General features: G+C 52.6%; 19 protein-coding genes. 16 read left to right on the top strand and 3 right to left on the bottom strand.

Annotated elements, in window-relative coordinates; all coding sequences use genetic code 11:
* Positions 1-41: 41 nt before the first annotated feature.
* The 7 genes from CWE12_RS03315 to CWE12_RS03285 all read left to right on the top strand — a co-directional run bounded on the left by CWE12_RS03315 (position 42) and on the right by CWE12_RS03285 (position 5,951).
* Positions 42-554 carry an OmpH/Skp family outer membrane protein gene (locus tag CWE12_RS03315; protein WP_126788234.1) on the top strand — a complete coding sequence of 171 codons (513 nt, stop codon included), beginning with the start codon at positions 42-44 and terminating at the stop codon, positions 552-554.
* A 3-nt stretch (positions 555-557) separates the two neighbouring features.
* The gene (lpxD, locus tag CWE12_RS03310; protein WP_126788233.1) at positions 558-1,580 is read left to right on the top strand and encodes a UDP-3-O-(3-hydroxymyristoyl)glucosamine N-acyltransferase; all 1,023 of its coding nucleotides are present in this window, start codon (positions 558-560) and stop codon (positions 1,578-1,580) included.
* Between the two features lie 18 nt (positions 1,581-1,598).
* Positions 1,599-2,096 carry a 3-hydroxyacyl-ACP dehydratase FabZ gene (gene fabZ / locus CWE12_RS03305; protein WP_126788232.1) on the top strand — a complete coding sequence of 166 codons (498 nt, stop codon included), beginning with the start codon at positions 1,599-1,601 and terminating at the stop codon, positions 2,094-2,096.
* Positions 2,093-2,857, top strand: a complete 765-nt coding sequence (lpxA, locus tag CWE12_RS03300) for an acyl-ACP--UDP-N-acetylglucosamine O-acyltransferase (protein ID WP_126788231.1) — start codon at positions 2,093-2,095, stop codon at positions 2,855-2,857. The genes fabZ and lpxA overlap by 4 nt, the downstream gene beginning before the upstream one ends.
* On the top strand, positions 2,857-4,047 hold the full coding sequence (gene lpxB, locus CWE12_RS03295; protein ID WP_241984123.1) for a lipid-A-disaccharide synthase: 1,191 nt from the start codon (positions 2,857-2,859) through the stop codon (positions 4,045-4,047). The genes lpxA and lpxB overlap by 1 nt, the downstream gene beginning before the upstream one ends.
* A 99-nt stretch (positions 4,048-4,146) precedes the next feature.
* A complete protein-coding gene (locus CWE12_RS03290; RefSeq protein WP_126788230.1) occupies positions 4,147-5,121 on the top strand; it encodes a glutathione S-transferase family protein in 975 nt (324 codons plus the stop codon).
* Positions 5,121-5,951, top strand: a complete 831-nt coding sequence (locus tag CWE12_RS03285) for a pirin family protein (protein WP_126788229.1) — start codon at positions 5,121-5,123, stop codon at positions 5,949-5,951. Before CWE12_RS03290 ends, CWE12_RS03285 begins: the two co-directional genes overlap by 1 nt.
* 31 nt (positions 5,952-5,982) lie before the next feature.
* Here CWE12_RS03285 and CWE12_RS03280 read toward each other — a convergent pair whose 3' ends face one another.
* Positions 5,983-7,626 carry a tetratricopeptide repeat-containing response regulator gene (locus CWE12_RS03280; RefSeq protein ID WP_126788228.1) on the bottom strand — a complete coding sequence of 548 codons (1,644 nt, stop codon included), beginning with the start codon at positions 7,624-7,626 and terminating at the stop codon, positions 5,983-5,985.
* Positions 7,627-7,858: 232 nt separating this feature from the next.
* Between CWE12_RS03280 and CWE12_RS03275 the strand changes: the two genes are divergently transcribed.
* The 7 genes from CWE12_RS03275 (at position 7,859) to lysS (ending at position 15,172) form a co-directional block, all read left to right on the top strand.
* Complete coding sequence (locus CWE12_RS03275) at positions 7,859-8,371, top strand: VC2046/SO_2500 family protein (protein WP_126788227.1); 513 nt, start codon at positions 7,859-7,861, stop codon at positions 8,369-8,371.
* Between the two features lie 32 nt (positions 8,372-8,403).
* Positions 8,404-8,883 carry a methylated-DNA--[protein]-cysteine S-methyltransferase gene (locus CWE12_RS03270; protein ID WP_126788226.1) on the top strand — a complete coding sequence of 160 codons (480 nt, stop codon included), beginning with the start codon at positions 8,404-8,406 and terminating at the stop codon, positions 8,881-8,883.
* The gene (gene xerD, locus CWE12_RS03265; protein WP_126788225.1) at positions 8,880-9,791 is read left to right on the top strand and encodes a site-specific tyrosine recombinase XerD; all 912 of its coding nucleotides are present in this window, start codon (positions 8,880-8,882) and stop codon (positions 9,789-9,791) included. Before CWE12_RS03270 ends, xerD begins: the two co-directional genes overlap by 4 nt.
* A 99-nt stretch (positions 9,792-9,890) precedes the next feature.
* A complete protein-coding gene (dsbC, locus tag CWE12_RS03260; protein ID WP_157981915.1) occupies positions 9,891-10,643 on the top strand; it encodes a bifunctional protein-disulfide isomerase/oxidoreductase DsbC in 753 nt (250 codons plus the stop codon).
* Positions 10,644-10,658: 15 nt separating this feature from the next.
* Positions 10,659-12,392 (top strand): single-stranded-DNA-specific exonuclease RecJ, encoded by a 1,734-nt coding sequence (gene recJ, locus CWE12_RS03255; protein ID WP_126788223.1) that lies wholly within the window; start codon positions 10,659-10,661, stop codon positions 12,390-12,392.
* 108 nt (positions 12,393-12,500) lie between these two features.
* A protein-coding gene (prfB, locus tag CWE12_RS03250) for a peptide chain release factor 2 (RefSeq protein WP_126788222.1) occupies positions 12,501-13,599 on the top strand; the annotation gives its coding sequence in 2 pieces (ribosomal slippage) (positions 12,501-12,575 and positions 12,577-13,599; 1,098 coding nt in all).
* A gap of 52 nt (positions 13,600-13,651) precedes the next feature.
* Positions 13,652-15,172 (top strand): lysine--tRNA ligase, encoded by a 1,521-nt coding sequence (lysS, locus tag CWE12_RS03245; RefSeq protein WP_126788221.1) that lies wholly within the window; start codon positions 13,652-13,654, stop codon positions 15,170-15,172.
* Positions 15,173-15,233: 61 nt separating this feature from the next.
* Here lysS and CWE12_RS03240 read toward each other — a convergent pair whose 3' ends face one another.
* Positions 15,234-16,505, bottom strand: a complete 1,272-nt coding sequence (locus tag CWE12_RS03240; protein ID WP_126788220.1) for an APC family permease — start codon at positions 16,503-16,505, stop codon at positions 15,234-15,236.
* 63 nt (positions 16,506-16,568) lie between these two features.
* On the opposite strand from CWE12_RS03240, the gene CWE12_RS03235 reads away from it, so the two are divergent.
* Positions 16,569-17,321, top strand: a complete 753-nt coding sequence (locus CWE12_RS03235; protein WP_126788219.1) for an SGNH/GDSL hydrolase family protein — start codon at positions 16,569-16,571, stop codon at positions 17,319-17,321.
* Between the two features lie 16 nt (positions 17,322-17,337).
* Positions 17,338-18,252 (top strand): cation diffusion facilitator family transporter, encoded by a 915-nt coding sequence (locus CWE12_RS03230; protein ID WP_126788218.1) that lies wholly within the window; start codon positions 17,338-17,340, stop codon positions 18,250-18,252.
* Here the strand turns inward: CWE12_RS03230 and CWE12_RS03225 are convergent.
* Positions 18,249-18,593 (bottom strand): hypothetical protein, encoded by a 345-nt coding sequence (locus tag CWE12_RS03225; protein ID WP_126788217.1) that lies wholly within the window; start codon positions 18,591-18,593, stop codon positions 18,249-18,251. The genes CWE12_RS03230 and CWE12_RS03225 overlap by 4 nt on opposite strands.
* Positions 18,594-18,610: the final 17 nt, after the last annotated feature.

Below are 18,610 nucleotides of genomic sequence, written 5' to 3'. Positions count from 1 at the left end.
TTAGCAACAACACATTTTAAGAGGATAGGACTTTGAAAAATATGATTAAATCAGTATTAGTCGCGACCGCTTTCATGGCTATGACCCTGGGTGCGAGTGCAACCGCCAGTGCGCAGGATGCTAAATTTGCAGTGGTCGATGTCGGCGCCGTATTCCAGCAGTTACCAGAGCGTGAGCAAATCTCACAAAGCTTGCAGCGCGAGTTCGCCGACCGAATCGAAAATATGCAGGAGCGTGAACAAGAAATTGGTCAGCTGCAGGAACGTATTCAGCGCGATGAAGAAATTATGAGCGAAGAGGAATACAGCCAGGCAATGATGGACTTCCAGCAACGTGTGCAGGAAGCTCAGCAAGCTGGTCAGCAGTTAAACGAAGAAATGCGTCGCCGTCAGGGCGAAGAGCGTGACCGCGTTTTACGCCGCATGCAGGAAGTGATTGCAGAGATCGCTGAAGAAGAAGGCTATGACGTCGTATTAGAAGCAAATGGCATTGCCTATGCTCGTGACGGTTTCGATATTTCTTCACGTGTTCTTGATGCGATGGGCAACGACTAAGTAATGAAGAGTATGACATTGCAGCAGCTGGCTGACGCGACCGGTTCTCAGGTTCGCGGTGATGCCAGCTTCCAGGTGAAAGGCCTGGCGACTTTGCGCTCAGCTTCGGCTGAGCACATTTCGTTTCTGGCCAATGAAAGATACCGCGAACTGCTGGTCAGCACAGGTGCCGGTGCCGTTATTATGCGTCCCGCGGATGACGACGGACACGTGGCGAATGCGTTGCTTACGGACAACCCATATCTGACCTATGCGCGGGTTGCCCAGTTACTCGATAGTACGCCCGTTATGCAACCGGTGGTTCACCCGACAGCAGTCATCGCAGAGGGCGTAGAGCTCGGAGCCAACGTCGCAGTGGGTCCTTATGCTGTGCTTGAGGCTGGTGTGAAACTTGCTGACGGGGTCCAGATTGGCGCCCATTGCTACCTTGGCGAAAAGGTCATTATCGGTGAAAACAGCCGCCTGTGGCCGAACACGACTATTTATCATGGCGTTCGCATGGGTAAGCACTGTACGGTCCATTCTGCTAGCGTAATTGGCAGTGATGGCTTTGGTTGGGCCACTGAAAACGGAAAATGGGTTAAAATTCCTCAGTTGGGCGCGGTTGTGCTCGGTGACCATGTTGATATTGGCTCCGGGACGACCATTGATCGGGGTGCGCTGGATGACACCATTGTGGAAGACAATTGTATTATTGATAATCAGGTACATATTGCTCACAACGTTGTCATCGGTTCAGGCACCGCTATCGCTGGACAGGTCGGAATAGCCGGCAGTACCCAGGTTGGTCGTAATTGCATGATTGGCGGACAGGCTGGGTTAGCCGGGCATATTAAGATTGCTGACGGAGTGCAGATGCATGGTCAGGCGATGGTTACTAAATCCATTAGTCAACCAGGCGTTTACGCATCAGGCACTCCTGCGGTCGCTCAGGGTGAGTGGGCCCGTGTTGGCGTTCGGTATAAGCAATTACCGGAGCTGTTTAAGCGAGTCAAAGCGCTGGAATCTAAACTAAAAGACGATTAAATCGTCGAGGAGCATCTTTTGACTGAGCAAGTATCTGGCGACGTAGCGGAAACAACAAGTGGTGAAGAAGCAGGGTTTGATATCCGTGAAATCCAGAAAATTTTACCGCACCGTTATCCGTTTGCGTTAATTGACCGTGTGATTAGTTATCGCAAAGGCGAATCGCTGCATGCGATTAAAAATATCACTATGAATGAACCGGTATTTACCGGGCATTTCCCTGGCGAACCAATTTTCCCCGGTGTACTGTTGCTTGAAGCGATGGCGCAAGCGACCGGGTTGCTTGGTTTTAAAATGATGGAAAATGAAGTCGGCGCAGACGAAATGTATTTGTTTGCCGGTATCGATAATGCACGCTTTAAGCGTCAGGTGATCCCTGGTGACCGGGTCGATTTTCATGTTACCTTTGTCAAAGAAAAACGTGGGATCTGGAAATTTTCAGGTGTTGCAAAAGTCGATGGAAAATTGGCGGCTACCGCTGATCTGATGTGTGCTAGAAGGAAAATACCAGCTTGATACACCCAACCGCTATTATTGAATCCGGTGCCAGACTAGGGGCGAACGTACGTGTTGGCCCCTGGACTTATATAGGCAACGACGTCGAAATTGGCGACAACTGTGAGATTTCCTCGCATGTAGTTGTTCGGGGGCCGACCCGAATCGGTTCGGGCAACCGGATTTTCCAGTTTTCCTCGATCGGCGAGGAATGCCAGGACAAAAAGTACGCTGGTGAGCCAACCGAGCTGGTGATCGGCGATAACAATATCTTTCGTGAATGCACCACGATTCATCGGGGCACCGTACAGGACAACAGCCTGACTCAAATTGGCAGCGATAACCTGCTGATGGCGTATGTTCACGTTGCTCACGACTGTATAATTGGTGATCACAATATTCTCGCCAATGCGACCACGCTGGCAGGTCACGTCCATGTCGGTGATTATGTCATTCTGGGTGGCTTCACCGGGGTTCATCAGTTCTGCAAAATAGGCTCCCATGCCTTTACCGCGGTTAATTCCGTGGTGGTGCAGGATGTCCCTCCATATGTCATGGCCCAGGGTCATAATGCGGTCCCGCGAACTATTAATTCCGAAGGCCTTAAACGGCGCGGTTTCAGTAGTGAACAGATCAGCAATATTAAACGCGCTTATAAGTTGCTTTACCGTCAGGGGTTAACCCTGGACACCGCGGTCGCCGAAATCGAGGCGATGAACGCAGATGAAGTGCGGCTGATGACGGATTTTATTGCGAACTCGTCGCGAGGCATTATTCGTTAGTGGACGTCCAAGCCGATGGCGCATTGTTGCAAGCGGGGACACCGCAGACGATCGCGCTGGTAGCCGGAGAACCCTCGGGTGACATTTTAGGTGCCAGCCTGATGCGTGCGTTGAAGGCTCGCTGTCCCGGCGTTACCTTTGTCGGTGTCGGCGGTCCGCTGATGGAAGCCGAAGGCCTGCAATCGTTATTTCCCCTCGACCGTTTAGCGGTCATGGGGGTTGTCGACGTGATTAAAAATTTACCGGATTTACTGGCGGCGCGGAAGCAAGTGGTGCAAGCCATGCTGAGCGAGCGGCCGGATATTTTTATTGGCATTGATGCACCTGATTTTACTATCCCGATTGAAGCGAAACTTAAAAAAGCAGGCGTGGTTACGGTTCACTATGTGAGTCCGTCGGTCTGGGCGTGGCGACAAAAGCGCGTGTTTAAGATAGCCGCCGCCACTCACAACGTGCTCTGTCTGTTACCCTTTGAAAAACAGTTTTACGACCGCTTTGAGGTGCCCGCAACCTTTGTAGGCCATACTCTGGCGGACGAAATACCATTGCATACCAGTCGCGATGAGGCCATTGCACGACTTCAGCTTGACCCGGCGATACGTTATATCGGACTGCTGCCGGGCAGCCGGCGTACGGAAGTGGGAATGCTGGCTCCCGCATTTCTGCAGGCGGCAAAGCGTTTGCATGCGCAGCATCCGCAGCTGGAGTTTCTTATTCCTGTGGTTAATGACGCACGCAAAACGCAATTACGAGAGGCAATGGCTGAACAAGGCGTAAAGGATTTACCAATTCATATCTATGACGGCCAGTCACGCGATGTAATGCTTGCCAGTGAGGCACTTATTCTTGCCTCCGGTACGGTCGCCCTTGAAGCTATGCTGCTGAAACGGCCGATGGTGGTGGCCTACAAGTTTAGTCGGATGAATTACCATTTACTGCGCTGGCTGGTGAAACTGGATCACTTCTCATTACCGAACCTGCTCGCAGGTGAGCCGCTGGTCCCTGAGCTGTTACAGGACGAGGTTACTGGGGACAATCTGGCCGCTATTACCAGCGAATTTCTGCAACACCCCCCGCATGCACTCATCGAACGTTTTCAGCAATTGCACAGTGCCATCCAGTTGAACGCGGCAGAGACTGCAGCAGAGGCGGTTTTGACGACCTACCATACCGTTAATAATTCTAATTAATCGAAAATAAAAAGCTAAGTTTAGCGGTTATCATCTCATAATTTAGGCTCTATACTGATGTTCTATAGTAAATGACAGAATCAACGTCAGGAGAGCAGCATGGGATTATTAGTCGACGGTCAGTGGCATGACCAATGGTATGACACTTCGAAAACAGGCGGCCGTTTCGTCCGTACTGAAGCACAGTTCCGCAATTGGATAACCGCTGACGGCAGCGCGGGACCCTCCGGTGAAGGCGGCTTTGAGGCTGAATCCGGGCGCTACCATCTGTATGTATCCTATGCTTGCCCCTGGGCTCACCGCACGCTTATTTTTCGTAGGTTAAAAGGTTTGCAGGATCATATCAGTTTCTCCGCTGTGGAGCCGCTGATGTTAAAGAACGGCTGGGAATTTGGCTCCGGTGAGCTGGCTGATCCCTTGCATGACTTTAAGTTTATGCATCAGGTTTATACCAAAACCAAGCCTGAGTACAGCGGTCGGGTAACGGTGCCCGTGCTGTGGGACAAAAAACGCGAAACCATTGTAAGCAATGAATCTGCTGAAATTATCCGTATGCTGAATAGCGCGTTTAACGGATTAACTGGCAATCATCTTGATTTTTATCCTGACCCGTTGCACAACGCCATTGATGAGATCAATGAGTTCGTCTATGACCGGATTAACAATGGGGTTTATAAGTGCGGTTTTGCCACTACTCAGGATGCCTATGAAGACGCCTTCGCCGATTTGTTTGATGCGCTGGATACCATAGAGCAGCGGCTGGCTGGTCAGCGTTATCTGGTTGGCGCGGAGCTGACCGAAGCGGACTGGCGTTTGTTTACTACACTGGTTCGTTTTGACCCTGTCTATGTAGGCCACTTTAAAACCAACCTGAAACGAATTGCTGATTACCCGAATTTGAGTAATTATTTGCGTGATTTGTATCAGCAGTCCGGGGTGCAGGAGACGGTCAACCTGGAACATATCAAAAAACATTATTATGGCAGCCATGACACCATTAACCCGACAGGCGTAGTACCGGTAGGGCCGGCGGTGGATTACACGGCGCCGCACGATCGGAGGAAGTTTTCCTGATGAGTACTACTATGGTTCGTAAACGAGTTCGTGGCATGCCTGCGCAGGACGGGGCAGGGGTGAAGCTAAGTCGGGTGATTAATCAACCCTCGTATAAGCATCAGGACCCGTTCCTGATGCTCGACGAATTCAAATCCGATGATCCGAATGACTACATCGCCGGGTTCCCGCCTCATCCGCACCGTGGCTTTTGTACCTTGACCTACATGCTGGCGGGGTGCATGGAGCACAAGGACTCGCGAGGCAATAGCGGGGAAATTAACGCTGGTGGATTGCAGTGGATGAAAGCAGCCCGGGGCATGATTCATTCGGAAATGCCGAAACAGGAAGATGGCCTGATGTGGGGGTTTCAGCTGTGGATAAACCTGCCTGCTGACGAGAAAATGAGTGATCCCGAGTATGCCGATATCATGGGTGACGAAGTGCCGGAGGTTGCACTCAATAGCGCCTCGGTGCGGGTGTTGTCCGGCGATTTCGGTGGCGCAGAAGGGCCGGTTAAAGCCCCGGGTCGCGATTTCCTTTATCTGGATCTGCGTTTTGAGCAAGCTGACCAGGCTGAAATCGACTCCCAAGGCCAACAGACGCGGCTGATGTATGTCTATAAAGGCGAACTGCGTATCAATGGTGAAACCGTGCGTGCAGGAGAACTGGCCGATCTGAATGCGGACGGGACTTTGCAGTTGTCTGCTACCGCTGACACTGGGGTCTTACTACTGGCGGCTAAGCCGATTGGCGAGCCCATTGCTCAATACGGGCCCTTTGTGATGAACACAGAAGACGAGCTTCGCCAGGCGTTTAGTGATTATCAGCAGGGCACACTGACAAACTAAGCAATACTATCCGGTGACTCAGGCGCCGACGTTATGTCTGCGCCTGCAGGTTTTCGAATTCTGACTTAAGCGTGGTTAAACGCTCTTTATGTTTAGCTGGCAGGGTTAGGCCGTCAAGTACACGCAGACAGCCTTTGCAGCCTTCCACCAGGTACTTCAACGGTTCATCGCTGGTACCGAGAATCTTCAATGCGGCCTGAATATAATTCAGCGCCACGCCACTGTTCATGGGCGCCAGTTCCAGTGCTTTTTCGAACTCGCTGATAGCGGCACCGAAGTCACCTTCGGTATACAGGCTGATTCCTTTCTTATTGTGCTCCGAATAGGCCTGCTGCTGAGATTCTTTGCCCTTAACTCGGCGATCCAGCATCTGAGTGTTGTATCGGTCCAGCTGTTTGTCTGATTTTTGCTTGCGGATCAAGGTATTGGCACGTTCAAATTCGCCAATGTCGAGAAAAGCGATGGCTACATCCGGGGCAATGTCTTTGTTTATTTCGGCGTTGCTCTCAATGAACTCTTTGGCCACGATATTGAGATGGACCTGAGCCTGACGGTAGCGTCCGTTAAAGGCTTCAATTCGCGCCATGACCGCATTTTCCAGTTGCGGATAGTCCAGTTTACCGCCAAATAATGACTCATCGCTGCGCGCCCGTTGTAAAGCGAGAGACGCTTCCTGATGGTATTTATTTATTTCCAGCTTGGATTCACACTGCTCCGCGGCATCGAGAATGCTGCGAATGTAATTGCACAAATGACGTGGATTGCGATACACCGACTTGCGGCTGATATCGAGTACATTCTGCATCGCCTGTTTAGCCAGTTCGAATTGTTCACCGTCCCGGGCTAATTCACTCATATAGAGCTGACGGGTAATCGAAAATGGCGCCAGGGTTACTGCTTTGCGGCCAGCTTCGAGTGCTTTTACCGGCTGTTCGTCACCTTGCAACGAGCGTGCTAGTACGTCATAGGCTTCGACTGCATTGGGCGTGGAACGAATGACTTCATGACAGAGTTCTACTGAGGTACTGAAATCGCTTTGTGCATATTTAATTTTCGCCAGGGCCAGTACTCCCCAGCTGAAACGCTGTTCGCGCAGCAATTCGTTGATAGTTTCTTCTGCCTGATTGAGTTGTCCTTTTTTCAGGTAGAGCTCGCACAATAACTGACGGCAATAGTTGCGGTAGCGACCGTTTTCATCGACGTGCTCGATGCACTCATGAATGCAGGCGTCATAGTCTTTTTCGAACAATGTCTGGTACACGCGGTGCAATGAATGGCGCTTTTGAAAGCTGCGTTTCAAACGGCTGCGCAATACACCAATTGAAAATGGTTTCATCAGGTAATCATCGGGCTGCAATTCAATCGCGCTTAGCACCATCGGCCGGGTGCTTTCGCCGGTAATGATAAAAAACAGACCGTTGGGGCGAAGCAGTTCGCGCACTTTCATTTCTTCCAGCACCTGGCGTCCGTTTTTGCCGCGGCCGAGGTTGTAGTCAACCAATAAAATGTCGTATGCATCGCGGTTGTGCGCGGCAATTCCCGCTTCGCCAGAGCCGACGGCGGTCACATCACGGGCTCCAAGCTGGGATAACAGGCCTTTGAGCATGACCTGAAAGGGTTTTTGGTCGTCGATAATCAGGATTTTCTTATCCGCAATCTGGATTGAGTCGCTCATTGGCTATCGGGTCTCTTGGTTCGAAAAGGCTACTTCAGACAGGCTACTATACCTTTCCATACTCCACTATCCTCATGCTATCGGCAAGTCGGCGTAAGTATTTACTATAAATCTCAGAGAAACCTTAAGTTTTAAGCTGGTCAGACGATAGTTAATACAGCAGGCTCATTGCGGGCTTGCCGGATGAAGTCAGTTTGCCCCAGTCCATTGAACCAGGAGCGCCAGCAGCACAATGCAAGCGGCCGAGCACAGTCAGACAGAAATGCACAGCATACAGCCTCGCTGGATAAGCGATGAGTTGGCGCTGGGTGACAAGCTCAATCAGGCTATTCAGCAGAATAAGCGTGCTGATTTCGGCTACCTGCTGGCGATGCTTAGTGACAACGTGCTGGAACAGGGGTTCGCCCGTCTGCAACGGGTCGCCGCAGACGCACCTGAATGGAAGCCTCCGTTTGCCTATGGCCCGGCGATTCCACTAGCGGCTACTGCCAGCGATTACGCGCATAATCCGGCTGCGTTGTATGAAAAAAGTGCAGTGAGTTGGCGGCTACAGAATGCCCTGCGCCCGGAAGCACTGAATCCGGTCAACGATGCCAAACATATTCCCGCCGAGGTAAAAAATAACTGCTCTCATTTCGTCCAGCTGCGAATGCGTTCTGAAGCCTACCAGCAAGTGCAGGGCAGTGAAGCAGATCTGATTGACGTGATTGACAATATTCGTGGTGTCGATCGCTACGCGGCTTGATATAGTATGCACTCCAGGTCGCGGAGGTTCGCATGCAACGCTGCAGTCATTTTTCGGTTGGTCCTTTTACCTTGCTGGTATGGCATGACGAGCAGGCTATTTTTCAAAGCCGTCTTAGCGCTGAGCCGCAACCCGTCCCCAGTCAGGCGAGCAGTCACTCTGCGCTAGCCAAGCAAATTCAAAATCAGCTTGATAACTACCTTACTGGTCAGCGAACGTCGTTTGAGTTGCCCCTGCAGGCACAGGGTACCCCATTTCAAAAACAGGTCTGGCAGCTGATGCAGAGTATTCCCTGTGGCCAGACGCTAACCTACGGTGACGCCGCCAAACATCTGCAAAGTGCAGCTCAGCCGGTGGGCGGTGCCTGCCGTGCGAACCCCATTGCATTCTTTATTCCCTGTCACCGCATTGTCAGCCGCCAGGGCATTGGAGGCTATGCGGGGCAGTGGGGGCAGGGAGAACGGGTAGATATGAAAACTTGGCTGTTGGCCCATGAACGGTCTATCGCATGAGCGCCGACGACGATCTGAGATTGATTGAACAGTTTCTGGATGACCTTTGGCTGCAGCAGGGCGTAAGCAAGAATACGCTGGCGGCATACCGTACCGATTTAAAGCAGTTTAGTCAGTTACTACAGAGCCAAACCGGTCGTCCTATTCATCAGATAACCCGGGATGATCTCGACGCGGCTATGCTGGCCATGCAACGTGCGGGTAAAAGCTCGCGCAGCAGCGCCCGTTTTCTTAGTGCGGCACGAAAATTTTACCGCTATTTATTGCATACCGAGCAACGCACGGATGACCCCACCAGCAATATGCGTACGCCCAAACAAGCGCTGAACCTGCCCAAAAGTTTAAGTGAAAGCGATGTCGAGGCGTTGCTCGAAGCGGCTGATACCAGTTCTGCGCTGGGCCTGCGCGACCGTTGTATGCTGGAGGTGCTGTATGCTACAGGTTTACGGGTGACTGAACTGGTCGGCTTGCAGGTGAGTGAAGTAAACTTGCGCCAGGGCGTTATTCGGGTCACCGGTAAAGGCGACAAAGAGCGTCTGGTGCCCATGGGTGAAGAAGCGATGGACTGGCTGCAACGGTATCTGAAAACCAGCCGGCCCGAGTTACTGGCCAGCGGGAAAAAAGGCCCCACCGACGTGGTGTTTTTATCGCTGCGCGGACAGCAGATGACCCGGCAAACCTTTTGGCACCGGATCAAGCAACTGGCCGCACAGGCGGGGCTGAATGCAGACTTATCGCCACACACGCTGCGCCATGCATTTGCTACTCACTTACTTAACCATGGTGCTGACCTGCGTGCGTTGCAAATGTTGTTGGGCCATTCGGATATCGCGACCACGCAAATCTATACCCATGTCGCCCGGGCGCGTTTGCAGGCGCTACACAAAACCCATCATCCACGCGGTTAGCGGCGAATTACAGGCTGAAAATGAGCGCCTGAAAAGGTATAATCCGCGGCAATACTCTGGCTCGGCTCGAGCCCGCAACATAACTTCAAGGGGATCGCTTTGAACTATCTGCAACTAAGCGGCGTGTCGGCGCTGATCGTGCTCGGCAGCTGGGTATGGAGCGCTGCCGCACAGGCGACGGAAAATGACACAACCGACGCCCTGCATGAGCGCCTTGCTAAAATCGGGTTGCGTGTGCAAACGCTGCAGCCGGCGCCAATTGACGGCTGGTATCAGGTAGTGACCGAGCAGGGGCTGCTGTATGTCAGTGACGATGGACAGCATATGATTACCGGGCATCTGTATAGCCTCGGCGGCGACGAGGAACCTGTGGTTGAAAACCTGACGGAACAGGCCAATGGGCGTTTGCGTTTGCAGGCGATAGCTGAGCGCGAGGACGAACTCATTCGGTACCCGGCAGACGAGGAAAAGTATGAAGTAACGGTTTTTACCGATCACACCTGTGGGTATTGCCGTACGCTGCACAACAATCTCGACCAGTTTCATCAGTTAGGGATCAGTGTGAATTATCTGGCCTTCCCGCGTGGTGGTACTGATTCCCGTGGCGCGCGCGAAATTCAGTCGATCTGGTGTGCCGAGGATCCGCAACAGGCTCTGAATGACGCCAAGGCAGGTCAGCGACCAGCCGCTGCTGAGTGTGATATTTCCACCAACGAGCATTTACAGTTAGGGCGCCAGCTTGGCGTCAACGGCACCCCAGCGATGATTTTACCCGACGGGCGTTTGCTCGCTGGGTATCGCGCAGCCCCTTTTATTCTGGCTGAGATCGAAGCGGCCAACGAGTCCCGTTAACGGAGTAGCAGTACCTTGAGTTCATTAAAAACCCAGCGTCGCGCGCCGGTTGATGATAGCCATCTACCTCAGCATTTATCCCCTGTGCTGCGCCAGTTGTTAGCGCAACGAGGCGTTGCCAGTGAACAGGAACTGCTGCTCAACGCAAAAGGTTTACTTCATTTCTCGGCGTTAACTGACAGTGAGCGTGCGGCTGAACGCATTGCCCGCGCTATTGCTGAACAACAGGGGATCTGCATTGTCGGTGATTTCGATGCAGACGGCGCCACCAGTACTGCACTGTTAATGCTGGCGTTACCCGAATTTGGCGCGCAGAAGCTGCATTACCTGGTTCCCAATCGTTTTACTGACGGCTATGGCCTGACTCCGAAACTGGTTGATGCGGCGCACGCTGAAGGAAGTCAGCTGATTATTACAGTGGACAATGGTATTGCAGCTCATACTGGTGTCGAGCGAGCCAACGAACTGGGTATGGATGTCATTATTACCGACCATCATTTACCCGGTAACAGCATGCCGCCCGCCTATGCAATTGTGAATCCGACCCGTTCTGACTGCGCCTTTGCCAGCCCGAATCTAGCCGGGGTTGGCGTGGCCTTCTATTTGTTATTAGCGTTACGCGCCTGGTATCGCCAGCAGCAACATCCTGCAGCCGGGGTCAATGTAGCCCAGTGGCTGGACCTGGTGGCTCTGGGGACTGTGGCTGACGTGGTATCACTGGATTACAATAACCGCATTCTGGTGCAGCAAGGATTGGCGCGGATCCGTGCCGGTCAGTGCCGGCCAGGCATCCTGGCATTGTTAAAAGCCAGTGGGCGTGATCCGGCAAAGCTGCAGGCGACCGATCTGGGGTTTACCGTGGCGCCGCGGATTAATGCGGCGGGTCGGCTGGATGATATTCAGATCGGAATTGAATGCTTGCTTAGCAATGACTGGCAAAAGGTCGAACGCCTGGCTGGCCAACTGGACGGATTAAATCGTGAGCGCCGGCAAACCGAGCAGGGCATGCGTGAAGACGCGGCAGCTTACCTGGCTGAGCTGAGCTTCGCTGAACAAAAATTACCACCAGTGCTTAGCCTGCATCAAAGTGGCTGGCATCAGGGGGTGATCGGTATTCTTGCCGGACGGGTGAAAGAACAGGTTTACCGGCCGGTGATTGCCTTCGCTGATGCCGATCAGGGGTTGCTTAAAGGCTCGGCCCGTTCGGTCCCCGGGGTGCATATCCGCGATTTACTGGAGCGCGTGTATACGCTGGCACCACATACGATTCAGGCGTTTGGCGGACATGCGATGGCGGCAGGCTTAACCATCGAAAAGATCCATTACGATGAGTTCGTCCAGGTGCTGCAGGACGTCGCCAGCGACTGGATAGATGACGATATTCTGCAGCAGGTGCTGTGGAGTGACGGTGAGTTAACTGCCGCAGAGCTGAGCTTAAGCTTTGCTGAACAACTGGCGGCACTTGGCCCCTGGGGGCAAAGTTTCAGTGAGCCTGTGTTTGACGGGGTATTTCGCGTCGCACAGCAGCGTATTGTCGGTGAGAAGCATCTTAAATTGGTGGTCCAGCCGCAGTTCTCGAATGAGGGCGGCAGCGGACAAACGGTGGATGCTATCGCGTTCAATGTGGATACCACACGCTGGCCGGATCCGCAGTGCAATTATCTGCGACTGGCCTATAAACTGCAGCTCAATGAGTTCCGCGGTAAGACCTCGCTGCAGCTGTTGGTGGAGCATCTGGAGGCGCTGTAGCGACCCGCCAATTTGCTCGCCATGCTGTTGTTTGGCGGCGAAATTCGCTACACTATCGACCGTTTTCCGAGCCTGTTTATTAGCTAACTTAACGAAAAAAGGGTTTTCATGTTAGAAACCAATGCTGTCTACGCCCAGATTAAAGACATGAAGCTGCGAACTGAGCAGCTTAGGGGGTATCTTTGACTTCGATATCAGGGTTGAACGTTTAGAAGAAGTTGAACGCGAACTGGAAGATCCGGAGGTCTGGAATAATCCCGAAAAAGCACAGGCATTGGGTAAAGAACGGGTGTCTCTGGAACAGGTCGTAAACACAATTCGTGACCTTGATCAGGGCCTCGACGACAGCGAAGCTTTCGTTGCCATGGCAGAAGAGGCGGATGACGAAGACACCCTCGACGAAGCCCGTGCAGAAATCGCCAACCTGGAAGCTAAGCTGGATAAACTTGAATTCCAGCGTATGTTCTCCGGGGCAAATGATACCAGCGATTGCTACCTTGACCTGCAGTCAGGCTCTGGCGGCACCGAAGCACAGGACTGGTGCAGTATGTTGCTGCGTATGTACCTGCGCTGGGGTGAAGCCCATGGTATGAAAACCGAAATAATTGAACTCTCAGAAGGAGATGTGGCGGGTATTAAATCCGTCACTATCAAATTCAGCGGCGATTATGCATTTGGCTGGTTACGCACCGAAACGGGTGTTCACCGGCTGGTGCGTAAGTCGCCGTTTGACTCCGGCAATCGCCGCCATACGTCGTTTGCATCGGCGTTTGTTTATCCGGAAGTGGATGACAACATCGACATCGAAATTAATCCAGCCGATTTGCGCATCGATACCTATCGCGCCTCAGGCGCTGGTGGCCAGCACGTTAACCGGACCGACTCTGCGGTACGTATTACTCACGAACCGACTGGTGTGGTAGTGCAGTGTCAGAATGACCGTTCGCAGCATAAAAACAAAGATCAGGCGATGAAACAGCTGCGTGCCAAGTTGTACGAGCTTGAACTTAAAAAGCAGAACGAAGAGCGCCAGGCCCTGGAAGATACCAAATCGGACATTGGCTGGGGCAGTCAGATTCGCTCCTACGTGCTGGATGACTCGCGAATTAAAGATCTGCGTACCGGAGTAGAGACACGCAATACCCAAGCCGTGCTGGATGGCGATTTGGACAAATTTATTGAAGCCAGCCTGAAATCAGGCCTGTAAAGCAGCACTGTCTGCTTTTATATGACATCAGAGACGAATTGAAGGAAACATCATGAGCGAGCACACGCAAGGCAACGACGCGCCATCCCATGAAGAGCTGCAGGGTGAAATCGCCCAGCGCAAAGCAAAATTAAAAGTTCTGCGCGAACGTGGCAATGCATTCCCGAATGACTTTCGCCGTGACTCGGTAGCCAAAGAGCTGCATCAGAAGTATGGCGAGACTGAAGGCGAGGCACTGAAAGAGCAGGGCGTTCGGGTCAAAATCGCTGGGCGTATGATGACCCGTCGAATTATGGGCAAGGCCAGCTTTGCCACCTTGCAGGACATGAGTGGTCGCATTCAGATTTATGTGGCGCGCGACAACCTGGCCGAAGGCATTTACAACGAAGAATTCAAAAAGTGGGATTTAGGCGACATTCTGGGTGCCAGTGGTACTTTGTTTGTGACCAAAACCGGTGAGCTGACGATTCAGGTCGACGATGTGCGCTTGCTGACCAAAGCATTGCGCCCGTTACCGGATAAGTTCCACGGCCTGGCTGATCAGGAAACCCGTTATCGTCAGCGTTACCTTGACCTGATTGCGAACCAGGAAAGTCGCAATACCTTCCTGGTACGGTCAAAAGTGGTTGATTACATTCGCCGCTATCTGGCTGATCGCGACTTCCTTGAAGTAGAAACGCCGATGATGCATGTAATCCCTGGCGGTGCTGCGGCAAAACCTTTTGTCACCCATCATAATGCGCTGGATATGAACCTGTTTCTGCGGATTGCCCCGGAGCTTTACCTCAAGCGCCTGGTGGTGGGTGGTTTTGAGAAAGTATTCGAAATCAATCGCAGCTTCCGCAACGAAGGTCTGTCGACCCGGCACAACCCGGAATTCACCATGCTTGAATTCTATTGGGGGTATGCGGATTACAATGACTTGATGGATCTGACTGAAGAGTTGCTGCGTGGCCTGGTTGAACGTGTGCATGGCAGCAGTGAAGTACCCTATCAGGGCGATGTCTATGAATTCGGTAAGCCGTTTGACCGTTTGAGCGTGCTGGATGCGATCATCAAGTACAACGAGGGTGTGACCGAAGCGCAACTGAATAACCTGGACAGCGCCAAAGCACTGGCAAACGAACTGGGTATCGAAGTGAAGCCGTCCTGGGGTCTGGGTAAAATCCAGATCGAGATCTTTGAAGAAACGGCTGAACATCGCCTGATGCAACCGACTTTTATTACCGCCTACCCAGCGGAAGTGTCACCACTGGCACGTCGCAATGATGACAACCCGTTTGTAACTGACCGCTTTGAGTTCTTTGTTGGTGGCCGGGAGCTGGCCAATGGGTTCTCGGAGTTGAATGATGCGGAAGATCAGGCTGAGCGTTTCCAGCAACAGGTACAGCAAAAAGAAGCCGGTGACGATGAAGCCATGTTCTACGATGAAGACTACGTGACTGCACTTGAGCATGGTATGCCGCCGACTGCAGGTCAGGGCATTGGTATTGACCGACTGGTGATGTTGTTAACTGACTCGCCGTCGATCCGTGATGTGCTGTTGTTCCCGCACATGCGCCCACAAAAGTAAGCCGACCGAGTAAGACATAAAAAATAGCAGGCTCAGGGCCTGCTATTTTTTTGTCTGCTGCTTAAGGTTTTCGTTGCAGAAAGTGCCAGAGCAGCCCAACTGCGATAAACAGGCAACCCGCAGCGAAGACATACCAGTCGATAAAGAAGACCAGACTGATACAGCTAATCAGGCCAAGTAGCGAGACCAGTTTCGGAATGAAACGCTGCTCTTTTGCGACCTGCAAGGCGGCGAGGTTGGTAATGCCATAGTAAGTCAGTACCGTGAAGGCGCTGAACGACCAGGCTAGCTGGACATCCCCCAGTAAGGTCAGCACCATCATCACCGCGCTGGCAGCATAGACAGAGTTCGGGGAGGAAGTGTTGTGTTGGTTTAATTTGGCTGTAGCAGCCGGTAAATCGCCGCGGCGGCCCATTGCCAGGATCACTCGGGAGACACCCAGGATCAGATTAAGGATAACACCCAGTAAGGCCACGGCGGCACCCACTAATACGATGATGCGCAGCCAGCTTTGCTCAGTCAGTGCAACCAGTGCGAGTTCCTGTTCCCCGTCGGCCAGCCCCTGAACGAACAGGTCTGTGTGCAATAGCGCATAGCCGACCAGGAGGTAGAGCGCCGTCGTGACTATCAGAGTCGCCACAATGGCGAGTGGAATGGTGCGTTTTGGGTTGCTGACTTCCTCCCCCATGGTTGCAATACGCCCATAGCCGGTATAGGCAACAAAGAGCAGAGCGGCAGCACCCAGAAACTCCCGCCAGCCAATACTTTCAGCAATGCTGGAGTCAAAATTAAGCACTTGCTCGCGTTGAGTGCCGTCGGCCGTTCCAATGGCGTGCAGTGAAAACACCACAAGCGCACTGATGCCGATAACAACGAGAACCAGATTGGCTTTATTGGAACGCCGCATACCGCCGTTTACCAGCACCGTCAGTAGCAACAGAAGCAACAGGGCCAGCGGGACCTGCAAGCCAGCTGGCAGCCCGAACGCGGGTAACAGATAAAGGCCGAAGGCTAGCGCGGCGGTTGCTGCAGATGCACTTTTCGCGGCGACAAAAAGCCAGCCGGCGGTAAAACCGGCCCAGTGGTTTAAGAACTGATAGCCGTATTCGTAGGTACCACCACTGACTGGATGAACCGCGGCCAGCTGGGCACTGGAGAGGCCGTTGCAGGCGGCGACAAAAGCTGCAATCAGAATCGCAAATACTACCCAGGAGCCGGAGATTTCGGTGGCAAGCGCGATCGATACATAGGCGCCGGTGCCGACAATGGCACCTAAACCAAGCAAAACCGCCCCTGGCAATGACGTATGTCGAACAAGTTGGCTGTGGGCCATGATAGTTCCTTAAATTTGGTCTATGTTACTGTCACCACGAAGATTTACAGCTAAACTATCATAATGCAAATTGCTCTGCTTCATCCGACTTTGACCATCCTGCTACTACCTGTACTAATCTGGCAGGGACGTAAAGTACGCAAAGAGGTGCCGCGCTTGCCCGAGGCATCTGGGCCGCGTCAGGGTAGCAGCCGGTCGAAAGAAAAGGCAACAAACCAGCCCACAACACCGCCACTGCGCATTCTAATCCTTGGTGACTCTGCCGCAGCAGGTGTTGGCGTCGATGCTCAGGGAGACGCCCTGGCAGGGCAGCTGGTAAGCCATTTGCCGGATGACCTGGCCATTGAATGGCAACTTGAAGCCAGCAATGGGGATAAACTAGATGACCTGATTGAACGGGTCAAACGGCTCGAGGGCGAGTTTGATATCGCGTTAATTTCAGCCGGTGTGAATGACGTGACTGGGCGCACCAAGCGACACCAGTTTTTATGTCAGTTGCAGACGCTAAGTTATCAGCTGCAACGACGGCTTAAGGTACAACGTGCTTTCTATACCGCAGTGCCACCGATGCATGTATTTCCGGCTCTGCCGCAACCGCTGCGATGGTATCTGGGCCAGCAGGCCAAGGGCTTGAATTCAGTAATGAGAGCGCATTGTCAGCAGGACAATATTGCTCATATGATGGTGGTCGATTTCCCCTTTACTCCTGACTACATGGCCAGTGACGGCTTCCACCCCAGCGCGCAGGGCTACCGGTTATGGGGAGGCCGCGCCGCGGCGTTGATCAAAGAGTGGCAGGCAAACGACCGGGTTTAACCTGTGGTAATTAGCAATGTTGCACCGTTTTAGCAGTGAAGATCGACTGATTTTTATGTCCGCGATGATGTCGCTGGCATTTGCTGTGGCCGGCACCGCGATTGGTTTGTGGCTGCAGTCGTCGATTATTATTTTCGATGGGCTGTTTAGCTTTATCAGTCTTGGCTTATCGCTAATTTCCCTGGTCGCCGGGCGCTATATCCGGCGCATCAATGAGGCCAGGTATCCGTTTGGTAAAAGCATTATTCAGCCGATTACGCTGGTATTTAAATACCTCGCTATCTTTGGACTTTGTGTCTTGTCCATTGTTGAGGGGGTGGAAACCTTAGCCAGCGGTGGTCGTTTTCTGGATTTCAATCAGGCGTTTGTGTACTCGGCGGTGGCTTCCGTATTGTGCCTGCTTGCCTTTCGTTTTATTCGCAATCGCACCCAGCCTGAGCATTCTGACCTGCTTATAGCCGAGCAGCGGGAATGGCTTCTGGACACCGGGTTAAGCGTCATGCTGACGCTTGGTTTCGCATTGGCCATTATCGCGATGTGGTTGGGTTTTGAGCGATTTGCCTTGTATATCGATCCGCTGATGCTGGTTCTGGCCGCCTTGTTTTTTATTCGTATACCGATACGGGGGATGCTTGAGGCAGGTAAAGAAGTGCTGGGTCTGAAAGTCGCCGATGATCTTGAACTGGATGTGCGGATCCATGTTGAGGAGATCGTGCTGCGTTATGCGTTTAAAGATTATTACCTGCGTTTACAGAAAGTAGGTAGCACGGTGTATCTGGAAATAGACTTTATCGTCGAGCCTTCACAGAGCAACCTCTCTATTCACCAGCAGGATGACATTCGCGCTGAGTTGTACCGTGATATTCGGGTCTTTCCGTACCGTTGGTGGTACACAGTGTCATTTACCGCCGATGAGCAATGGGCACGCTAAAGTGGCGTGTCGCACACGCCTTTCAGGAGCAACGGCAGTTGGCGGAATTTACGCCCTTCATAGCTGTCCTCAAGGATCCAACGACGCATTTCCAATGGGTCTTCGGTTACGCTCAGTAGATACTGAAAGCGCTTAATAGCGGCTTTTGCTGATTTCGGCAAGTGGCTTTGACGCTCGTAGTGGGCGAGGTTTGCCTTAACAATAGCAAGCCGTTCGGGGGCTTGCTGCAGCTGGTCGAGAGCGCGCTCAAAGTAGGCCAGTTCAGCAGCGGGTTGCGGTTGCTGCCGGCCGACCGGACGATGTGAGCGATAGGCAGTGAAGTAAGGCTTGCGTGAGTTCATCGGGTTAGTCTAACCAG

The organism is Aliidiomarina sedimenti (assembly GCF_003986955.1).
In the GTDB taxonomy this organism is placed as follows: Bacteria; Pseudomonadota; Gammaproteobacteria; order Enterobacterales; family Alteromonadaceae; genus Aliidiomarina; species Aliidiomarina sedimenti.
Note: the sequence above shows the minus strand (reverse complement) of the source record. Positions and strands in the feature narration are given on the sequence as shown.